Annotated in this window: 15 protein-coding genes; 6 read left to right on the forward strand and 9 right to left on the reverse strand. The window is 66.9% G+C overall.

The annotated features are described in order from the left end of the window. Nucleotides 1-11 precede the first annotated feature (11 nt). From GTZ99_RS09645 to GTZ99_RS09655, 3 genes are read left to right on the forward strand one after another with little or no spacing between them, the layout of a single operon-like run. A complete protein-coding gene (locus tag GTZ99_RS09645; RefSeq protein ID WP_161718232.1) occupies nucleotides 12-887 on the forward strand; it encodes an arginyltransferase in 876 nt (291 codons plus the stop codon). Beyond that, complete coding sequence (locus tag GTZ99_RS09650) at nucleotides 814-3,231, forward strand: autotransporter assembly complex protein TamA (RefSeq protein WP_227711221.1); 2,418 nt, start codon at nucleotides 814-816, stop codon at nucleotides 3,229-3,231. Before GTZ99_RS09645 ends, GTZ99_RS09650 begins: the two co-directional genes overlap by 74 nt. Continuing rightward, nucleotides 3,231-7,478, forward strand: coding sequence for a translocation/assembly module TamB domain-containing protein (locus GTZ99_RS09655; RefSeq protein ID WP_161718234.1), 4,248 nt, complete (start codon nucleotides 3,231-3,233; stop codon nucleotides 7,476-7,478). The genes GTZ99_RS09650 and GTZ99_RS09655 overlap by 1 nt, the downstream gene beginning before the upstream one ends. Here the strand turns inward: GTZ99_RS09655 and GTZ99_RS09660 are convergent. From GTZ99_RS09660 to GTZ99_RS09685, 6 genes are all read right to left on the reverse strand, one after another. Beyond that, the gene (locus GTZ99_RS09660) at nucleotides 7,472-8,449 is read right to left on the reverse strand and encodes a hypothetical protein (protein ID WP_161718236.1); all 978 of its coding nucleotides are present in this window, start codon (nucleotides 8,447-8,449) and stop codon (nucleotides 7,472-7,474) included. The two genes, GTZ99_RS09655 and GTZ99_RS09660, sit on opposite strands and share 7 nt — an antisense overlap. Nucleotides 8,450-8,576: 127 nt before the next feature. Further along, on the reverse strand, nucleotides 8,577-9,986 hold the full coding sequence (gene glnA / locus GTZ99_RS09665) for a type I glutamate--ammonia ligase (RefSeq protein WP_161718238.1): 1,410 nt from the start codon (nucleotides 9,984-9,986) through the stop codon (nucleotides 8,577-8,579). 154 nt (nucleotides 9,987-10,140) lie between these two features. After that, the gene (locus GTZ99_RS09670) at nucleotides 10,141-10,479 is read right to left on the reverse strand and encodes a P-II family nitrogen regulator (protein ID WP_161718240.1); all 339 of its coding nucleotides are present in this window, start codon (nucleotides 10,477-10,479) and stop codon (nucleotides 10,141-10,143) included. Between the two features lie 366 nt (nucleotides 10,480-10,845). Beyond that, nucleotides 10,846-11,790 carry an N-acetyl-gamma-glutamyl-phosphate reductase gene (argC, locus tag GTZ99_RS09675; RefSeq protein ID WP_161718242.1) on the reverse strand — a complete coding sequence of 315 codons (945 nt, stop codon included), beginning with the start codon at nucleotides 11,788-11,790 and terminating at the stop codon, nucleotides 10,846-10,848. Further along, a complete protein-coding gene (locus GTZ99_RS09680) occupies nucleotides 11,787-12,047 on the reverse strand; it encodes an SH3 domain-containing protein (protein ID WP_227711222.1) in 261 nt (86 codons plus the stop codon). Before GTZ99_RS09680 ends, argC begins: the two co-directional genes overlap by 4 nt. A gap of 169 nt (nucleotides 12,048-12,216) precedes the next feature. Continuing rightward, on the reverse strand, nucleotides 12,217-13,671 hold the full coding sequence (locus GTZ99_RS09685) for a leucyl aminopeptidase family protein (RefSeq protein WP_406818588.1): 1,455 nt from the start codon (nucleotides 13,669-13,671) through the stop codon (nucleotides 12,217-12,219). Here GTZ99_RS09685 and GTZ99_RS09690 point away from each other — a divergent pair. From GTZ99_RS09690 to GTZ99_RS09700, 3 genes are all read left to right on the forward strand, one after another. Next, nucleotides 13,670-14,542, forward strand: a complete 873-nt coding sequence (locus GTZ99_RS09690) for a DUF4163 domain-containing protein (protein WP_161718244.1) — start codon at nucleotides 13,670-13,672, stop codon at nucleotides 14,540-14,542. The two genes, GTZ99_RS09685 and GTZ99_RS09690, sit on opposite strands and share 2 nt — an antisense overlap. Before the next feature lie 65 nt (nucleotides 14,543-14,607). Next, complete coding sequence (map, locus tag GTZ99_RS09695) at nucleotides 14,608-15,432, forward strand: type I methionyl aminopeptidase (RefSeq protein WP_161718246.1); 825 nt, start codon at nucleotides 14,608-14,610, stop codon at nucleotides 15,430-15,432. 11 nt (nucleotides 15,433-15,443) lie between these two features. Next, complete coding sequence (locus tag GTZ99_RS09700; protein ID WP_161718248.1) at nucleotides 15,444-15,665, forward strand: hypothetical protein; 222 nt, start codon at nucleotides 15,444-15,446, stop codon at nucleotides 15,663-15,665. Between the two features lie 12 nt (nucleotides 15,666-15,677). On the opposite strand, the gene GTZ99_RS09705 is transcribed toward GTZ99_RS09700, so the two are convergent. The 3 genes from GTZ99_RS09705 to GTZ99_RS09715 all read right to left on the reverse strand — a co-directional run bounded on the left by GTZ99_RS09705 (nucleotide 15,678) and on the right by GTZ99_RS09715 (nucleotide 17,637). Beyond that, nucleotides 15,678-16,337 (reverse strand): heme exporter protein CcmB, encoded by a 660-nt coding sequence (locus GTZ99_RS09705; RefSeq protein ID WP_161718250.1) that lies wholly within the window; start codon nucleotides 16,335-16,337, stop codon nucleotides 15,678-15,680. Next, nucleotides 16,334-16,948, reverse strand: coding sequence for a heme ABC exporter ATP-binding protein CcmA (gene ccmA / locus GTZ99_RS09710; RefSeq protein WP_161718252.1), 615 nt, complete (start codon nucleotides 16,946-16,948; stop codon nucleotides 16,334-16,336). Before ccmA ends, GTZ99_RS09705 begins: the two co-directional genes overlap by 4 nt. Nucleotides 16,949-17,019: 71 nt before the next feature. Next, a complete protein-coding gene (locus GTZ99_RS09715) occupies nucleotides 17,020-17,637 on the reverse strand; it encodes a DNA-3-methyladenine glycosylase family protein (protein ID WP_161718254.1) in 618 nt (205 codons plus the stop codon). Nucleotides 17,638-17,683 lie beyond the last annotated feature (46 nt).

The following is a 17,683-nucleotide window of genomic DNA, read 5'->3' on the forward strand; positions in this document are numbered from 1 at the left end:
CGCCGCGCGCCGTGACTGCCCCCGTTCGCTTTCCCCGGTTCTTTGTCACCGCTCCGGCGCCGTGCCCCTATCTGCCCGGCAAGACCGAGCGCAAGGTGTTCACCGAGCTGAAGGGGCCGCACGCCGATTCGCTGAATGACGCGCTGGGCCGCATCGGCTTTCGCCGCAGCCAGACGGTGGCCTATCGCCCGTCCTGTTCCGATTGCACGGCCTGTGTATCGGTGCGGGTTGTTGCCAATGAATTTCAGCCCTCGGCCACGCAAAAGCGCAATGCCCGGCGCAACAGCGATCTGGTCACCACCATGTGCCACCCTTGGTCCACGGCCGAGCAGTTCCAGTTGCTGCAACGCTATCTGGCCGCGCGCCACCCCGGCGGCGGCATGGCCGGCATGGACGAGGTGGATTTTGCGGACATGGTGGAACACACGCCCGTCACCAGCTATGTGGTGGAATATCGTGAGCCCACGGCGGATGGTTCGCTTGGCCGTTTGGTCGGGGCGTGCCTGACTGACCGGCAGGGCGACGGGTTGTCGATGATCTATTCCTTCTACGATCCGGAACACAAGGTGCGCACCGGGCTTGGCAATTACATCATCCTTGATCACATCCGGCGCGCGGCGGACGAGGGGCTTCCTTACGTCTATCTGGGCTATTGGGTCGATGGATCGGACCGGATGCAGTACAAGGTGCGCTATCGTCCGCTGGAAAGGCTGGGCCGTGATGGCTGGCACCGCATGTCACCCGAGGAACAGGACAGTCTGGTGTCCGCCACTGCCGGGCGCATGCGCGCAGATCGCGCCGCGCAGGGGGGCGATGCCGGTGCCGACAAATCAGGGCTGGGCGGTGGCTTTGCCGCTGCGGCGCAGGATGGGCGGCGGCCGGTCTGAACACGCTTTGCCCGGTGTTGATCTGACAGGGGGCGGGACGGGGCTTCATCGCCTGACCCGATGGTTGCTGGGCACGGCGGGGCTGTGTCTGGGGCTGATGGCCGGTGCCGATGGCGCGGCGGCGCAGGCGGTTGCCGGGGCGGTCCCGGCTGCCCCGGTGCTGGAGGCCGCGCCTGTGGTGCCTGTCGTGCCCGCGCCCACGCCTGCTCCGCGCAACGATGAGGACGAGTTGCGCGCGCTGGTGCCTGATTCGGCGATGGCCGCGCCAGAGGCATGGGCGCGCAGCACCGGGGTCGGGGATACGCCCGCACAGACCGTTGCCCCCGCGCCTTTGTCGGCCGAAGGGGCGGCGGCTGTGCCGGGCGGCGCGCCCGAGTTGGCCGTGCCCGCCGCGCTGCGACCTGATTCGCCCTTGGCCGACATGCCCGATTTTGCCGTCGACTGGCCCGCGCTGGCCATGGCTTTGCCCGATGTGCCGCAATTGAGCGCGCAGGACGATCCGGCCGCGCAGGCGATGCGCACCGCGATGGGCGATCTGAGCGAAAGTGACGGCACACGCCCGGCGCGCCAGGCGACCCAGGTGGGCCGCAACGTGCAATTGCGCTGGCCCGACAGCCAGTCCCGCGAAGAGCGCATGGGTATCGAAATCCGCTTTCGCCAGTCGTCCACGCTGAACACCACGCCGATCCGTGAAGGTGATGATCTGGCGCAGATCAGTGTGCGCGCGGCGGCCGATCGGGCGCTGTTGCTGCGGCTGATGCGCATCTATGGCTATTACGATGGCGAGGTGATCCAGAACCTGTCGGGCGGCACAAATGGCGCGGCGATCAGCCTGCGGTTTGACATGTTGCCCGCCGACCGTTTCCGGCTGGGTGCGGTGGATCTGGGGCAGATCGATGCGGCGGGGGCCGACGCGCCGGCGCTGCGTGCGGCGTTTGGGCTGAAATCGGGCGACTATCTGGATTCGTTCCGCATTGTGAATGCCGTCACCGCGCTGGATAGGGCTCTGGGGCAGATGGGGTATCCCTTTGCCGTGACGGGTAAACCGGCGCTGAGCGTCGATCATGCGCGGGCCGAGGGCGATCTGAGCCTGTCGGTCGTGCCGGGTGGCAAATATGTCTACGGCCCGATCACCAGCAGCAGTCCGCGTTATTTGTCGGGGCGGCATTTGCAAAAGATCGCCCGGTTCCGTCCCGGTCAGCCGTGGAAGCGCGAGGATGTCGATGATCTGCGCCGCGCAATTCTGGCGACAGGGCTGGTGGCCAACACCGCCGTCACGCCCAAGGAGATCACCCCGCCCCGTGATGGCCAGCCCGGTGTGGTGGGGCTGGATATCGCGCTGACCCGCGCGCCGCGCCATACGGTCTCGGGCGAGATGGGCTATGACACGGGCGAGGGTTTCCGCATCGGCGCCGCGTGGGAAGACCGCAACCTGTTCCCGCCCGAAGGATCGTTCCGCGTGCGCGGCGTGCTGGGCACCGAGGAGCAGTTGGCCGGCATCACTTTCAAGCGGTCGAATTTTGGCGGGCGGGACCGCGTTTTGACCGTGGACCTGTTTGCCGACAACGCCACGCTGGACGCCTATGCCGCGCGCAAGGTGGCCTTTGCCGCGACCTATGAGCGGCAGACGACATTGCTGTTCCAAAAGCCGTGGACATGGTCGATGGGCGCCGAGGTGCAGGCCTCGGAAGAGCGCGAGGGGGTGCCCAGCGGCATCACCAAGGGGCGCACATTCTATCTGACCACAGCGCTGCCGTTGCGCGGGGCGTTTGACGGCAGCAACAATCTGCTGGACCCGGCGCGGGGCCACCGCGCGGCGTTGCGGGTCAGCCCGGAAATCAGTTGGCGCGACGACCAAAACCACCAATATGTCCGCATTCAGGGCGATGCCAGTTGGTATCAGCCATTGGGCGACACAATGGTGCTGGCAATGCGGGCGCGGATGGGTAGTCTGGTGGGCACGCAGATCGACAATGTCGCGCCTTCGCGCCGGTTTTACGCGGGCGGGGGTGGGTCGATCCGTGGCTATGGCTATGAACTGGTTGGCCCGCGCAATGCCTTGGGCGAGCCCAAGGGCGGGCGCTCGCTGTATGAATTCTCGATCGAGGCGCGGGTGAACACCGGCCTGTTTGGCGGCAATCTGCAACTGGTGCCGTTCCTGGACATGGGCGGGGCCGAAACCGGCGTGTTGCCGCGCTTTGACGACACGCGTTTTGGCGCAGGGCTGGGCATTCGTTACCGCACCAATTTCGGGCCGATCCGTATCGATCTGGGCACGCCGCTCAACCCGCGCAGTGGCGACAGCCGCATCGGCGTCTATGTCGCGCTGGGTCAGGCGTTCTGATGCCGGCGGAGGCCGACACGCAGGTGGAAACGCCGGTAAAGCCGCCGCGCCCGTGGTTTTCGGGCTGGCGCAAATATGGCGTGGTGCTGCCGCTGATGGTGCTCAGCGCGCTGGTGATGGCGCTGGCGGGGCTGGACACGCCGATCGGTCACCGCCTGATTGCCGATGTGTTGCGCTCCAACCGGCTGGACAATGGGTTGGGGATCGAGGTCGGCCGGATCGAGGGGTCGATCTATGGCGCGGCGCGGTTGCAGGGGGTTGCCTTGCGCGATCCCCATGGCGTGTTCCTGCGGGCGGGCGAAATGACGCTGGATTGGCGGCCGCTGGAATGGTTTTACGGCCTGCTGGATGTGCGCGAACTGGCGCTGCGGCGGGGCACTTTGCTGCGGGCGCCGCAGTTGCGCGACACCGGGCGGCCGCTGACATGGCCTGATGTCGATATCCGCATCGACCGGCTGACGGTCGAGCGGTTGGTGGTGGCGCGCGGACTGGCCGGGCAGGAGCGGCGGGTGGACCTGACGGGACGCGCGCGGCTGAATCCGGCCGAGGCGCGGCTGGACATTCTGGGGCGGTTGGGCGGTGGTGACCGTTTGGCGGTGCATCTGGATGCGGCGCGCGCGACCGATCATTTCCGGCTGGGCGTGGACTATGCAGCGCCCAAGGGCGGGCTGTTGGCGGCGCTGAGCCATGCGACGCAGGACCGCGTGTTGGTGGCCAATGGCGCGGGCACATGGGCGCGTTGGTCCAGCCGGATTGTGGCGACACAGGGCGCGCAGCCCGCGCTGGACTTGCGGTTGAGCCGGGTCGATGCGCAGGTGGGGGTGCGCGGGACATTGCACACCGCCCCGTTGTTCTCGACGCAGCGGGCGGCGCAATTGGGCGCGCGGCTGGAGGTGCTGGCCAGCGGCACATGGGACAAGGGGCGGGTCAACGGGCAGGCGCGGCTGGGCTCGGACCGGATGGACATGCAGGCCAGTGGCGGCGTTGACCTGACCGAGGCGCGGTTTAACGCGCTGAGCTTGCGTTTGACCGCGCATCAGCCGTTACGCGCCAGCGCGACCGACACGCTGTATGGCCTGCGGGCTCAGGCGCGGCTGGACGGTGATTACGCCGCGCCGCGCGTGATCTATGCCGCACAGGCCGACCGCTGGGCCAGTGACGATACCGCAATGCTGGGGCTGGCGCTGAAGGGTGAGGCACTGGTCGACAAGGGCTTGTGGCGTTTGCCGATGACCGCGCAGGCCAGCGCGGTGGTGACTGGCGATATTGCGCTGGACCGGCAGTTGCATGACCTGCGGGCCACCGGCACGCTGATCCGCCGCGCCGGCGCGTTGCGCGCGGATGACATCCGCCTGACCATCCCCCACGCCCACGCCGCGCTCAGGCTGCGCGGTGATCTGCTGCGTGGCAGCTATGCCTTGGCGGGTGATTTGCAGGTGCGGGGCTGGCCGTTGACGGTGGGGCCGGGCGATGCGCAGGCGGGGGTGCAGATACGGTTTGACCGGGGCCAGCCATGGCGCGCGCAGGCACAGGTGCGCGATGGCACGATCAGTCTGGCCAACCCCACCTTGGCCAATCTGGCGGGCGACCGTTTGCGGCTGCATGGGCGGCTGGAACTGGGCAAAAATCATCATCTGGTGGTGTCTGACGCGGTATTGACCGCCCCGCGCCTGACGATGAACCTGACTGCGATGCGGCAGCGCAATGGCGATCTGGCGGTGGATCTGCGCGGGCGGCAGGCCACTTGGGGTGCGTTTGACGCGGTGCTGCGGTTTGACGATATTGCGCCCTATGGTGTGGTGCGTCTGGCCAATCCTTTGCCAGCGGCGGGGTTGCGCGATGTGACGCTGGATCTGTCGGGCGATGACGGGGCGGCCCGGCGCAGCGATATGGAAATGGCGATGCGCATTCTGGCGCGTGGGCAAAGCAAGCTGGGGCCGTTCAGCGGCGATCTGGCGTTGATGCTGGCGCGTGGTGGGGTGGCTGATGGCCGTACCGCGCCGCCTCGGGTAGAGGTGCGGCGGTTGGCGTTGTCGAACACGGTGGTGTCGGGCGCGGTCAGCCTGGGCCAGGACGGCGCCAGCGGCCGTTTGGCGGTCAGTGGCGGCGGAGTGAGCGGCACGCTGGACCTGACGCCGCAGGCCGGGGGGAACGGGCAGGGCATCGATGTCCGGCTGGAGGCGCGCAACGCCCGGTTCGACGCGGTCCGTCCGATCACCATCGGCAGCGGACGGCTGACGATGCGCGGGCTGATCCAGAAACAGCACACAACGTTGAGCGGCGACATGCAGGCGCTGGGCGTGGGCCAAGGCCGCCTGTTCATCGGCCGGGTGGCGGGCAAGGCCAATCTGACCGACGGGCGCGGCCGCGTTTCGGTCGCGATTGGCGGGCGGCGCGGCAGCCGGTTTGACGTGCAGGCCATCGCCGATGTCGCGCCTGACGGGATTGCGATGCTGATCAACGGCGATGTCGCCGGGCAACCGCTCTCGATGCCGCGCCGGGCGATGCTGACGCCGGTCAGCGCGGCCAATGGCGTTGCCGATGGCTGGACGCTGGCCCCCACGCAGATTGACTATGCCGGAGGGCGGGTGGTGACATGGGGCCGCGTGGCGGGTCAGGAAACCAGCCTGCATCTGGGCTTGGTCGACATGCCGTTGTCGCTGGCCAATGTGGTGGTGTCCGATCTGGGGCTGGGTGGGCGCGCTTCGGGCGTGATGACCTATGACCAGCCGCGCGAGGGCCTGCCCCGCAGCGAGGCGCGGCTGTTGATCCGGGGCATGTCGCGTTCCGGCCTGACGCTCAGTTCGCGGCCGGTGGATGTGGCGGTGACCGGGCGTTTGGCACAGGACACGCTGGAATGGCGGGCGCTTGCCAGCGAGGCCGGGCAGGCGCGCGGGCGGATGCAGGCGCGGATCAGCGCCATGCCCGCCAGTGGCGATCTGGGCGAGCGGCTGCGGGCGGGGGCTTTGGTGGCGCAGATGCGCTATGCCGGGCCGGCTGACGCGCTGTGGCGGCTGATGGCGCTGGAGGCGTTTGACCTGACAGGGCCGGTGGAACTGGCCGCCGACATGACCGGAACGCTGGAAAATCCGGTGATCGTCGGCTCGCTGGCGGGCAACAACCTGCGGCTGCAAAGCGCGCAATCGGGCACGGACATCACCGGCATCACCGCGCGCGGCGCGTTTGAGCGCGGCACGTTGCGCCTGACCCGGCTGGAGGGGCGCGCGGCCAATGGCTCGGTCAACGGCAGCGGGCGGGTGGATTTTTCGGGCATGGATGGCACGCGCGGCCCGGCCATCGACATCACGCTGGCCGCGCGTAACGCGCAATTGTTCGGGCGGCCGGACATGGCGTTCACCGTGTCGGGGCCGTTGCGCATTCTGTCGGACGGGGTGGCGGGTACGATCGCCGGGCGGGTGACGATTGATGGTGCGCGCTGGCGATTGGGGCAGGCGGCCAGCAGCGTGGGTCTGCCCGATGTTGCCGTGCGCGAGGTGAACCGCCGCGCCGATGTCGCCCCCGCCAGCGAGCGGCAGATGCCGTGGCGCCTATTGCTGGACGCGGCGGGGGGCGGCATCCGCATTCAGGGGTTGGGGCTGGACAGTCAGTGGCGCGCCAATGTGCGCCTGCGCGGCGCTTTGCTGGAGCCGGCGATCACGGGCTATGCCGAGCTGGTCGATGGCGCGTATGAATTTGCGGGCAAACGGTTTGACGTGACGCGCGGGCGGATCACCTTTGACGGCACCTCGCCGCCCGATCCGCGACTGGACATGGTGGCCAGCGCCAGCATCAACAACATCACCGCCACGGTGACGGTGCGCGGCACGTCTTTGCGGCCGGAAATCGCGTTCTCGTCAGTGCCGGTGCTGCCCGAGGAGGAGCTGTTGGCGCGCATCCTGTTCGGATCGTCGATCACCCAGATCTCCGCGCCCGAGGCGTTGCAACTGGGCGCGGCGCTGGCGTCACTGCATGGCGGCGGCGGGCTGGACCCGATCAACAAGCTGCGCACGGTGATCGGGCTGGACCGGCTGCGCATTGTGGACGCGGACGCGACGCAGAACCGCCAGACGGGCGTTGCGGTGGGCAAATATCTGGGCCGCCGTTTCTATGGCGAGATCGTCACCGACGGGCGCGGCTATTCGGCCACCAATCTGGAGTTCCGCCTGACCAGCTGGCTGGCGCTGTTGGGCAGCATCGCCAGTACCGGCCGGCAAAGCGTCAACGCCAAGATCCGCCACGATTATTGACGGTGGGCGGCGGCGACCTTGGCCTCGATCGTGGTGGGTTTCAGGCCCAGCGCGGCGGCGACCACGGGCAGGGGCGTGGCGTTGGTCCCGTCCTTGAACACCCGCCAATTGCCGCGGTAAAAGCCGAGCTTCGCGCCGCCCCGGTCGGGCCACAGGTTGATCAGCAACCAAGGCGTCCACGGCAAGGCGCCCACCTGTAGAGCGCGGACGGTGACAGGGCGCTGGTCGGGGGCGTTGATCGTCATGTCCTGCGTGATGCCCTCGACCAGCCCGCCGATGCGTTGCACCGGGGCGGCCACCACATCCACCACCGGGCCGGTGGGTTCGGCCGGGCCGGACCATGCGCAGACGCCGGTGATTTTGTGGAACGGCTGGGTGGTGCCATAGCCGCCGCGCCAGACCATGCTCCATTGCCGTTCATCGTCGGTCGAGCCAATACCCATCGGGCCGGGGCAATCGCGGTATTCCAGCCATGACGCCCCACTGGCGCCCCAGCGCGTGCCGCCGGCCGGCGCGCGGCGAAAGGCGCGGTCAATGGGATAGGCCTGCACGGCAAAGCCCGGCTCCAGATCCAGCCCCCAAAAGGTGCCGCTGTCGTCCATATGGTCAAAGCGCAGCGCGGTGGTGGCCGGATCCCAGCGCACATGGGCGGCGGCGTTTTGCGCGGCGGCGGCGGCGCGCATCTGGTCGGCCTGCATGTGGCTGATCAGCGCGACAAAGCCATAGCCGCCAAACCACAGCAGCGGCCAGACAAACAACAGGCGCGATTGCGGCCGCAGCGCCGCCTCCAGCGCCATGGCGGCAAAGCCCATGTTGATCAGCAGAGCGATCAACAGCGACAGGCCAAGGATCGTCAGCAGCCAGCCCAGCAGCGGGATCGCCTGCACCAGCACCAGTGCAAAGGCCAGAATGAAACAGCCGATCCATGGGCTACGGATAAAGCGGGGGAAGGGCCGGGGTTCGCGGGGCATCGCGGCCAAGATTAGCGCGCGGGGTTTAAGAACAGATGCACCGTGCGCCGCTACCCAGCAAAAAGGGCGCCCGGTTTCCCGGACGCCCCCTTTGTTCGATTGTCTGTCGACAAATTCCCGTTGGGAATTAGGCCGAGTAGTACATGTCGAATTCGACCGCCGACGGCGTGGTTTCCCAACGCAGAACTTCGGGCCACTTCAGTTCCAGATAGGATTCGATCTGGTCCTTGGTGAACACGCCGCCTTCCAGCAGGAAGTCGTGGTCAGCAGCCAGCGAGTCCAGAGCCTCACGCAGCGAGCCGCACACGGTCGGAACCAGCGCCAGCTCTTCGGCGGGCAGGTCGTACAGGTTCTTGTCCATGGCTTCGCCGGGGTGGATCTTGTTCTTGATGCCGTCCAGACCAGCCATCAGCAGAGCCGAGTAGCACAGGTAGGGGTTGGCCATCGCGTCGGGGAAGCGGAATTCCACGCGCTTTGCCTTGGCACCGGCGCCGTAAGGAATACGGCACGAAGCCGAACGGTTGCGGGCCGAATAGGCCAGCAGCACGGGGGCTTCGTAGCCCGGCACCAGACGCTTGTAGCTGTTGGTGGTCGGGTTGGTGAAGGCGTTCAGGGCCTTGGCGTGCTTGATCACACCACCGATGAAGTACAGGCACATGTCCGACAGACCGGCATAGCCGTTACCGGCGAACAGCGGGTTGCCCTTGTCCCAGATCGAGATGTGGGTGTGCATGCCCGAACCGTTGTCCTTCATGATCGGCTTGGGCATGAAGGTTGCGGTCTTGCCATAGGCCTGCGCGACCTGATGGACGACATACTTGTAGACCTGCATACGGTCAGCGGTCTGCACCAGCGTACCGAAGGTCAGGCCCAGTTCGTGCTGTGCCGAGGCCACTTCGTGGTGATGCTTGTCGCAGGGCAGGCCCATGTCCAGCATGGTCTTGACCATTTCGCCACGGATGTCGACGCAGCTGTCGACCGGAGCGACGGGGAAGTAGCCACCCTTGGCGCGCGGACGGTGCGCCAGGTTGCCGCCTTCATACTGCTTGTTCGAGTTGGTCGGCAGTTCGATGTCGTCGATTTCGAAGCCGTTGCCGTTGTAGCCGTCGTAGAAACGCACGTCATCGAACAGGAAGAATTCGGCTTCGGGGCCGACATAGACGGTGTCACCGAAACCGGCGGCAACGACATAGGCTTCGGCGCGCTTGGCGGTCGAACGCGGGTCGCGGCCATACAGCTCACCGGTCGAGGGCTCGACGATGTCGCAGTTGATGATCAGCATCGGGGTGGCCGAGAACGGATCGACATAGACCGAGTCCAGATCCGGCTTCAGGATCATGTCCGACTCGTTGATCGCCTTCCAGCCTTCGATCGACGAACCGTCGAACATCAGGCCCTGCTCCAGTTCGTCCTCACCCAGCACGGTCGAGACCATGGTCAGGTGCTGCCACTTGCCCTTGGGGTCGGTGAAGCGCAGATCGACCCACTCGATTTCCTCGTCCTTGATGCGCTTGAGGATATCCGCTGCAGTAGCCATTACCATTTTTCTCCGAATAGTCCCAAGACCGGTCAGGGCCAGGGCAAAAGGGGGTAATCAAAATGTGTGAGCCTTGTCCGGACCCCCGCCCGGGCTTGGCCAATAGGTTGGCGTCACCGCGCGCGGGCCAGGCCGGCGCGCGGTAACTGCCCGATCAGACCGCGTCGTTGCCGCGTTCGCCGGTGCGGATGCGCAGCGCGCCGTCCACCGGAATGATAAAGATCTTGCCATCGCCGATACGGCCGGTCTGGGCAGCGGCCGCGATCGCTTCGACCACGCGCTCGGCGACGTCATCGGACACGACCACTTCCAGCTTCACCTTGGGCAGGAAATCGACCACATATTCGGCGCCGCGATAGAGTTCGGTGTGCCCCTTCTGGCGGCCAAAGCCCTTGGCTTCGGTCACGGTGATGCCCGAAACGCCGACTTCATGCAGCGCTTCCTTCACTTCATCCAGCTTGAACGGCTTGATGATCGCTTCGATCTTCTTCACGCCTGCCACATCCCTTTTCCGGGGGAGCCCCCGCCAAAAATGTCCGTCTGTCCGGCAAGGAAAAACAAGTTCCGTGCCAGAGTCGCGTGACACGAATAGGACAAACATCGCCAGAGGAAAACCACGGAAATGGGGCGAATGTAGGCGCATTCACCGGGTTTTTGTGGGCAGATGGCCACTGTCCGGGGAAGGATGGTAGGGGTGTGCCTAAAAACAGTGCAGAGGTTGCTGCATTATTGTGCAGTGCGGTGGTGAATGCCGCATTTCGGCTCCAATCGCGCGAATCACCCGGCAAAGGGCTCGCGGGCATACAGAAAACCGCCGCCCGGACAGGGCGACGGCTTTCTTGCGCCATTGCGGCGGGTGTTAGAGCGCCAGACCGGCCGTTTCGGGCAGGCCCGCCATCAGGTTGAGCGACTGCACCGCAGCCCCGCTGGCGCCCTTGCCCAGATTGTCCAGCACCGCCACCAGCCGCGCCTGCGATCCGTCGGCAGATCCGAACACATGCAGGGTCAGCGCGTCCGACGGCGCCATCGATCCGCGCAGCAACAGTTCTGCGGGCGTTTCCATCGGCGCAACGCGCACGATCTGGCTGCCTTCATAAAATTCGGCCAGCTTGGCATGCAGATTGGCCGGGGCCTGCGCACCTGCCAGCTTGCCCAGCATCGACATGGCGGCCAGCGGCAAAGGCACCTCGACCCACATGCCGCGATGGGCGGGGATCACGCTGGGGGCGAACACGGGGTCATGCGCCAGCCCGGCATAGCGCTTCATTTCCGGCACATGCTTGTGCCCCATGCCCAGACCATAGGCGCGGAAAGCGATGTCGCGGTCTTCCTCGAACCGCTCGATCAACGCCTTGCCCCCGCCCGAATAGCCCGAGACGGCATTGACCGTGTACGGCCAGTCGGCAGGCAACATCTTCGCACGCACCAGCGGCGCCATCAGCGCGATAAAGCCAGTGGGATAGCAGCCCGGGTTCGACACGCGGGTGGCGTTGGCCACGGCCTCGGGCCCCGAAATTTCCGGGAAGCCATAGGTCCAGCCATCGGCGACGCGGTGCGCGGTGCTGGCGTCGATGATCCGCACCTTGCTGCCCTGCGCCATGGCCACCGCCTCGATCGCGGCGTCATCATGCAGGCACAGCACGGCAAAGTCCGCCGCATGCAGCGCTTCCTTGCGGGCGGCGCTGTCCTTGCGGCGCGCATCGTCCAGAATGATCAGATCAAACTCGGCCCGGCCGCCCAGCCGGTCGGCGATTTCCAGCCCCGTGGTGCCCGCCGCGCCATCGATGAAAACGCTGATGCTCATGCCGCGTTCTCCAGCGCGTCAGCCGCCACATAGCCGATCGCGCCGCCGGGCACTTCGCCCCACGCATGGCCAGAGGCCACGTCCAGCACGTCAAACACCGCGCCCGCCGGCAGGGTGGCAATCACCTCGCCGCCGATTTTGGCCAGCACGGGCGTGTCGGCGCGCGCGGTGTGCGGCATCGGGATGATATAATGCGGCACGAACACGCGGCCCGCCATGCGGATATGCGCCAGATCACCGCGCACTGGCACGGTCATCGGATCGGGACGTGCGCAAGGCCCCGACAAAAAATAGCTGGCGCCCGTCAGATGGGCGAAGTCATGCGTATCCTGCGCGGCCAATGTCGTTGTGCCCCTGTGCCTAGAAAGCGGCGCGCTTAGCCAAACTTGCGCGTTTCTGCAAGAAACAGCGTGCGCGCCGCCGCCCTCAGCCCGCGTAGCGCGCCTGTAGCATCGCCCATGCCGCGCGCAGGCCCATCGCGTCGCCGCCCTTTGGCCGCCCCGGCTTGGCCGCCGGACGCCAGGCGAATGTGTCGAAATGCGCCCAATCGATGCCTTCGCCGACAAAACGGTCAAGGAACAGTCCCGCGACACTGGCCCCGGCAAAGCCGCTGGTGGGACTGTTGTTGATGTCGGCGATGTCGGACTTGAGATAGTCGCGATAGGCCTCGTGCAGCGGCAGGCGCCAGACGGGATCGTCCTGGGCGATACCGCCGTCGATCAGCGCCTGTGCGGTGGCGTCCTGCCGCGTCATCAGCGCAGGCAGATCCGGGCCCAGCGCCACCCGCGCCGCGCCCGTCAGCGTGGCGAAATCGATGATCAGGTCAGGCTTGACGCCCTCCACGCCCTCGCTGGCGCGGGTCAGCGCATCGCCCAGAATCAGGCGGCCTTCGGCATCGGTGTTGCCGATTTCCACGCTGATCCCCGCCCGGCTGCGCAGCACGTCGCCGGGGCGAAAGGCATTGCCCGACACCGCGTTCTCCACCGCCGGGATCAACAGGTGCAGCCGCACCTTCAGCCCGGCCTCCATCACCAGCCGGGCCAGCGCGATGGCATGGGCCGCGCCGCCCATGTCCTTTTTCATCAACAGCATGGCGCTGGAGGGTTTGATGTCCAGACCGCCGGAATCGAAACACACACCCTTGCCGACAATCGCCACGCGCGGGTGGGCGAAATTGGCATCGGCCGGGCCCCATTCCAGCTCGATCATGCGCGGGGCATGGCTGCGGCCCGCCGCGCGGCCCACCATATGCACCATCGGAAACTCGCGCTCCAATGCCTCGCCACGGGTGACGCGCAGGGTGGCGCGGTGCAGCTTGGCCAGACGCTCGACCTCATGCTCGATCTCGCCTGGGCCAAGGTCTTCGGCAGGGGTGTTGACCAGATCGCGCACCAGCGTGATCGCGCCTGCCTCGGCGATGGCGGGGGCGATGGCCTTGGCCTGCGCGGTCAGCAGGATGCGGGCGCCCTCGGTCGGGGCCTCCTTGCGATAGCGGTCGAAACGGTACTGACCCAGCGCCCAGCCGATCAGCGCGCGCGCGACATTGCAGGCCGGATCGGCGGGCGCCAGACGATAGGTGCCGCCGGGCAAGGTTTCGGCCAGACGGGCCAGCGCCCAACTGTCCAGATTGGTGCCCGCCACACCCGCCACCACGGCATAGTCATCACCGCCCTCGGCCGGGATGATCGCGTGGGCGCCCGCCTCACCCTTGAACTTTTGCCCGGCGATGGCGGCGCGGGTGGCGGCGCTGCGCGGTTTCAGCCATGCCTCCAGCCCATCCTTGGTGACCAGATGGATGGTGGTGGCGGCCTGTCCCCGGTCGGGCTGGATCAGGTCGCTCAGGGGAACATCGGCGGAGGGCTTGTCGGATCGGGTGCTCATGGATGGATATATCGGAGCAACTGACGCCTTGCGCAATCCCGGCGATTGCGGTGTTGTGGATGGCGCGCGGATGGATCGCGCAGGGATGGGGGACGTGATGGGACTGGGCAGGTTGCGGACAGGTGCGATGGCGCTGATGGTGGCGATGATGGCGGGGCAGGGCGTGCTGGTGACGCCAGCCTTGGCGGTTCCGGCCAAACCCGCCCCGGTCAAGATCCACCGCGCCAGCCCGGTCTATGTCTTTGATTACAGCTATCCGGCGGTCGCGGGGGCGATTCCCGGCCTGCGGGCGTGGCTGTTGGCTGATGCCGCCAAACGGCAGCGCGAGGTGGCGCAGGGCGGCCGTGAGGGCAAGGCTGATTCGCGCACCGCCGACATCCCGTTCATGCGCTACACCCATTCCACCGACTGGCAGGTGGTGACCAACCTGCCACGCTGGCTCAGCCTGTCGGCGACGGTGTCGGAATTTGCCGGGGGCGCGCATCCCAACCATGCCTTTGCCGCGCTGTTGTGGGACCGTCAGGCGGGTCGCGCGGTCAAGGCGGTGGACCTGTTCACCAGCCCGGCCGCGCTGAACGGCGTGATCCGCGACAAATTCTGCGCCGCATTGGACAAGGAACGCGGCCGCCGCCGGGGTGAGCCGGTGGTGCGCTCCAGCGAATGGCCGAACAATTGCATCGACCCGCTGGCCTCCACCGTCATTCTGGGCAGCGGCGACCGGGCGCATTTCACCCGCATCGGCGTGCTGATCGCACCGTATGAGGCCGGGTCCTATGCCGAAGGGGCGTTTGAAGTGACTTTGCCCGTCACCCCGCAAATGATCGCGGTCGTAAAGCCCGAATATCGCGACCAATTCGCGCCTCAGCCCTGACAGAAACGTGGATCGGATCAAGCACCCCCTCGCCATCGGGCGGGGGGAGCGCTATATCGAGCCGCATGACACAATATCAGACCGTTGCCGATGGCGACACGGTGCTGCGCGATGGCACCATCAAACTGCACGGCCCCGCCGCGTTCGAAGGCATGCGCAAGGCGGGCCGTCTGGCGGCCGAAATTCTGGACGCGCTGACCGATGTGGTGCAGCCGGGCGTGACCACGGGTCATATCGATGACATCGTGCGCCAGATGACGCTGGATGGTGGCGCGGTGCCGGCGACACTGGGCTACCGCGGCTTTGCCCATTCGTGCTGCACATCGATCAACAATGTGATTTGCCATGGCATTCCCGGTGATCGCGCGCTGAAGGATGGCGAGATCGTCAATATCGACGTCACCCCGCTGCTGGATGGCTGGCACGGCGATAGCAGCCGCATGTATCTGGTGGGCGATGTCCCGCTCAAGGCGCGGCGGCTGGTGGATGTGACGTATGAGTGCCTGATGATCGGCGTCGAGATGGCCCGCCCCGGCGTGCGTCTGGGCGATATCGGCCATGCGATCCAGCGCCACGCCGAAGGACACCGCTATGGCGTGGTGCGCGATTTCTGCGGCCATGGTCTGGGCCGTCTGTTCCATGACGCGCCCGAGGTGGTGCATGTCGGCCACCCCGGCACCGGGCCAGAGCTCAAGCCGGGGATGTTCTTTACCATCGAGCCGATGATCAATCTGGGCAAGCCGGGGGTCAAGATGCTGGACGATGGCTGGACGGCGGTGACGCGCGACCGCTCGCTCTCGGCGCAGTTTGAACATTCGATCGGCATCACCGATGATGGCTGCGAGATCTTTACGCTCAGCCCCAAGGGGTTACACAAGCCGCCGTATTAAAAGGGGCGACCATGACGGGACGGGTGCGGATCACGCGCGGCAAGCTGATGGCCGCGCTCGGTGTGGTAGTGGCGATCGTCGCGATGGCCTTGCTGATGATTGGCGGGGGCTATGCCCGCGCCGCCTTCATCGTCATGGCGCTGTGGTGGATCGGGTTCAGCGTGGCGCTGTTCCTGCGCCAGATGCGCCGCGCGGGGCAGGCGGGCGTTGCTGATAGCGAGGGCGCGGATTAACGCCCCACTCGCTTAACGCCCGACCCGCAGGGCGCCCGCTCCGGCAAAGGGAGCCATGGCGATCAGCACCAGACTGACCGCGCCGGTCAGCGCCAGCCCTGTTTCGCCACCAATGGCCAGCGCGCCCGCGCCAAACACCAGAATGGGCACCGCCATCGGGATCACCAGCAGCCCGGCCAGCGCCGCGCCGCCCTTTAGCCCAGACGTGATCGCCGCCACCATCACGCCCAGCGCGGCCAGGCCCGGTGTGCCGACCAGCAGGCCCAGTTCCACCAGTTCCAGCGTGCGTTGATCCAGCCCCAGCAGCGCGCCCGCAGGCAGCGTCGCCAGCATCAGCGCTGGGGCGAACGAGAGCCAATGCGCCACCACGCGCACCGCCACCACCCATTCGCCCGAAATGCCGCGCAGCGCCCATTGGTCGAACATGCCCAGATCGCGGTCGGGATCGATCAGCCTGTCCAGCGGCAGGATCGCGGCCAACAGCGCCGCCACCCAGATCACGCCGCCGCCCACGCGGCGCAGCAGGTTCGGGTCTGGCCCCACGGCAAAGGGAAAGATCATCGCCACCGCCAGAAAGAACAGGATCGGCAGCACCACGCCCCCGCCGCTGCCATGCCCCAGCAGCAACAAGCGCAGATCGCGGCGCAGGATGGTCCACAACGCGCGGGTCACAGCGCAAACTCCTCAAGTTCGAGCCGGATCAGGCCGGGCAGATGGAAATGCTGGTGTGAGGCGATGATGCAGGTGCCGCCCGCCATGACATGCTCCATCACCATTTCTTCGACCAGACCGCAGGCCTGTTGGTCCAATCCGTTGAAAGGTTCGTCCAGCAGCCAGTTGGGCGCGGCCTGACCGATCAGGCGGGCCATGGCGGCGCGCTTTTTCTGGCCGGTGGACAGGTAACGCACCGGCACATCCATCAGCCCGGCAATGCCCAGCCGCTGCGCCGCATGGGCGCGCAGGTCAGGATCGGTGCCATCGATCGCCGCCCAGAAATCCAGCGCCCGGCCCAAAGGCTGCGCCGGGTCCAGCGCGGGGCGTTCATCCAGCAGGCCAACGCCGCCGGTCCACGCCACGCCGCCCGGCTTGGCACCTTCCTCCAGCCCGGCCGAGACCGGCAACAGCCCCGCCAGAATGCGCATCAGGCTGCTTTTGCCGATGCCGTTGGCGCCCACCAGATGCAGCACTTCGCCCGGGGCCAGTTCCAGCCCCACGCCCGCGAACAGCCAACGGTCGCCACGACGGCAACACAGATCCCACGCTTTGACACCCGATGCTTGCATGGGCGGCGCCTTAGGGGAAAATTACGGGGTCTGCCAGTGGGCTGGATCAGATCGGCTGGGGATGGGCGGGGTTACAGCGCGGCGTTGTTATAGCAGTGCCATGTAAATATCGCCGCCGCGCCGCGGTGGGGGCGCCAGCCTTCGGCCAGTTCGCGGGTCTGGCGTTCCTTTGGCCGGTCGGGCAGGGCCAGCAATTTGCCCAATCCCACCTGCACCGCCAGATCGCCGGCAGGCCAGATGTCGGGGCGGCCTTCGGCAAACAACAGATAGATTTCGGCCGACCAGCGCCCGATGCCCTTGATCGCGGTCAGGGCGGCGATGGCGGCTTCGTCGTCATGGGGCAGGGCGCTCAGGTCCAGCCCGCCCGACACCACCGCCTGATACAGCGATTGGGCATAGGCCACCTTTTGCCGCGACAGGCCACAGGCCCGCAGGGCGTCCTCCTGGGCGGCCAGCACGGCCTCGGGCGCGATGTCGTCGCCCAACAGCGCCTGCATCCGCGTCCAGATGCTGGCCGCCGCGGCAACGCTGACCTGTTGCCCGACAATCGTGCGCAGCAAAGTGGCCGCGCCACGCGGGCGGATGCGCGGTTCGGGATAGCCCGCCCGTTCCAGCGCCCGCGCCACCCCCGGTGTAATGGCGGCCACGGCATCGATGCCGGCCTGCAATTGTGCTGCGCTCAAACCCATGGCTGGCCTCCTGTGCCTGTGCGCGCATTGCGCTTTTATGCAGGCA

The sequence above is a fragment of the Novosphingobium ovatum genome (assembly GCF_009909235.1).
Classification (GTDB): domain Bacteria; phylum Pseudomonadota; class Alphaproteobacteria; order Sphingomonadales; family Sphingomonadaceae; genus Novosphingobium; species Novosphingobium ovatum.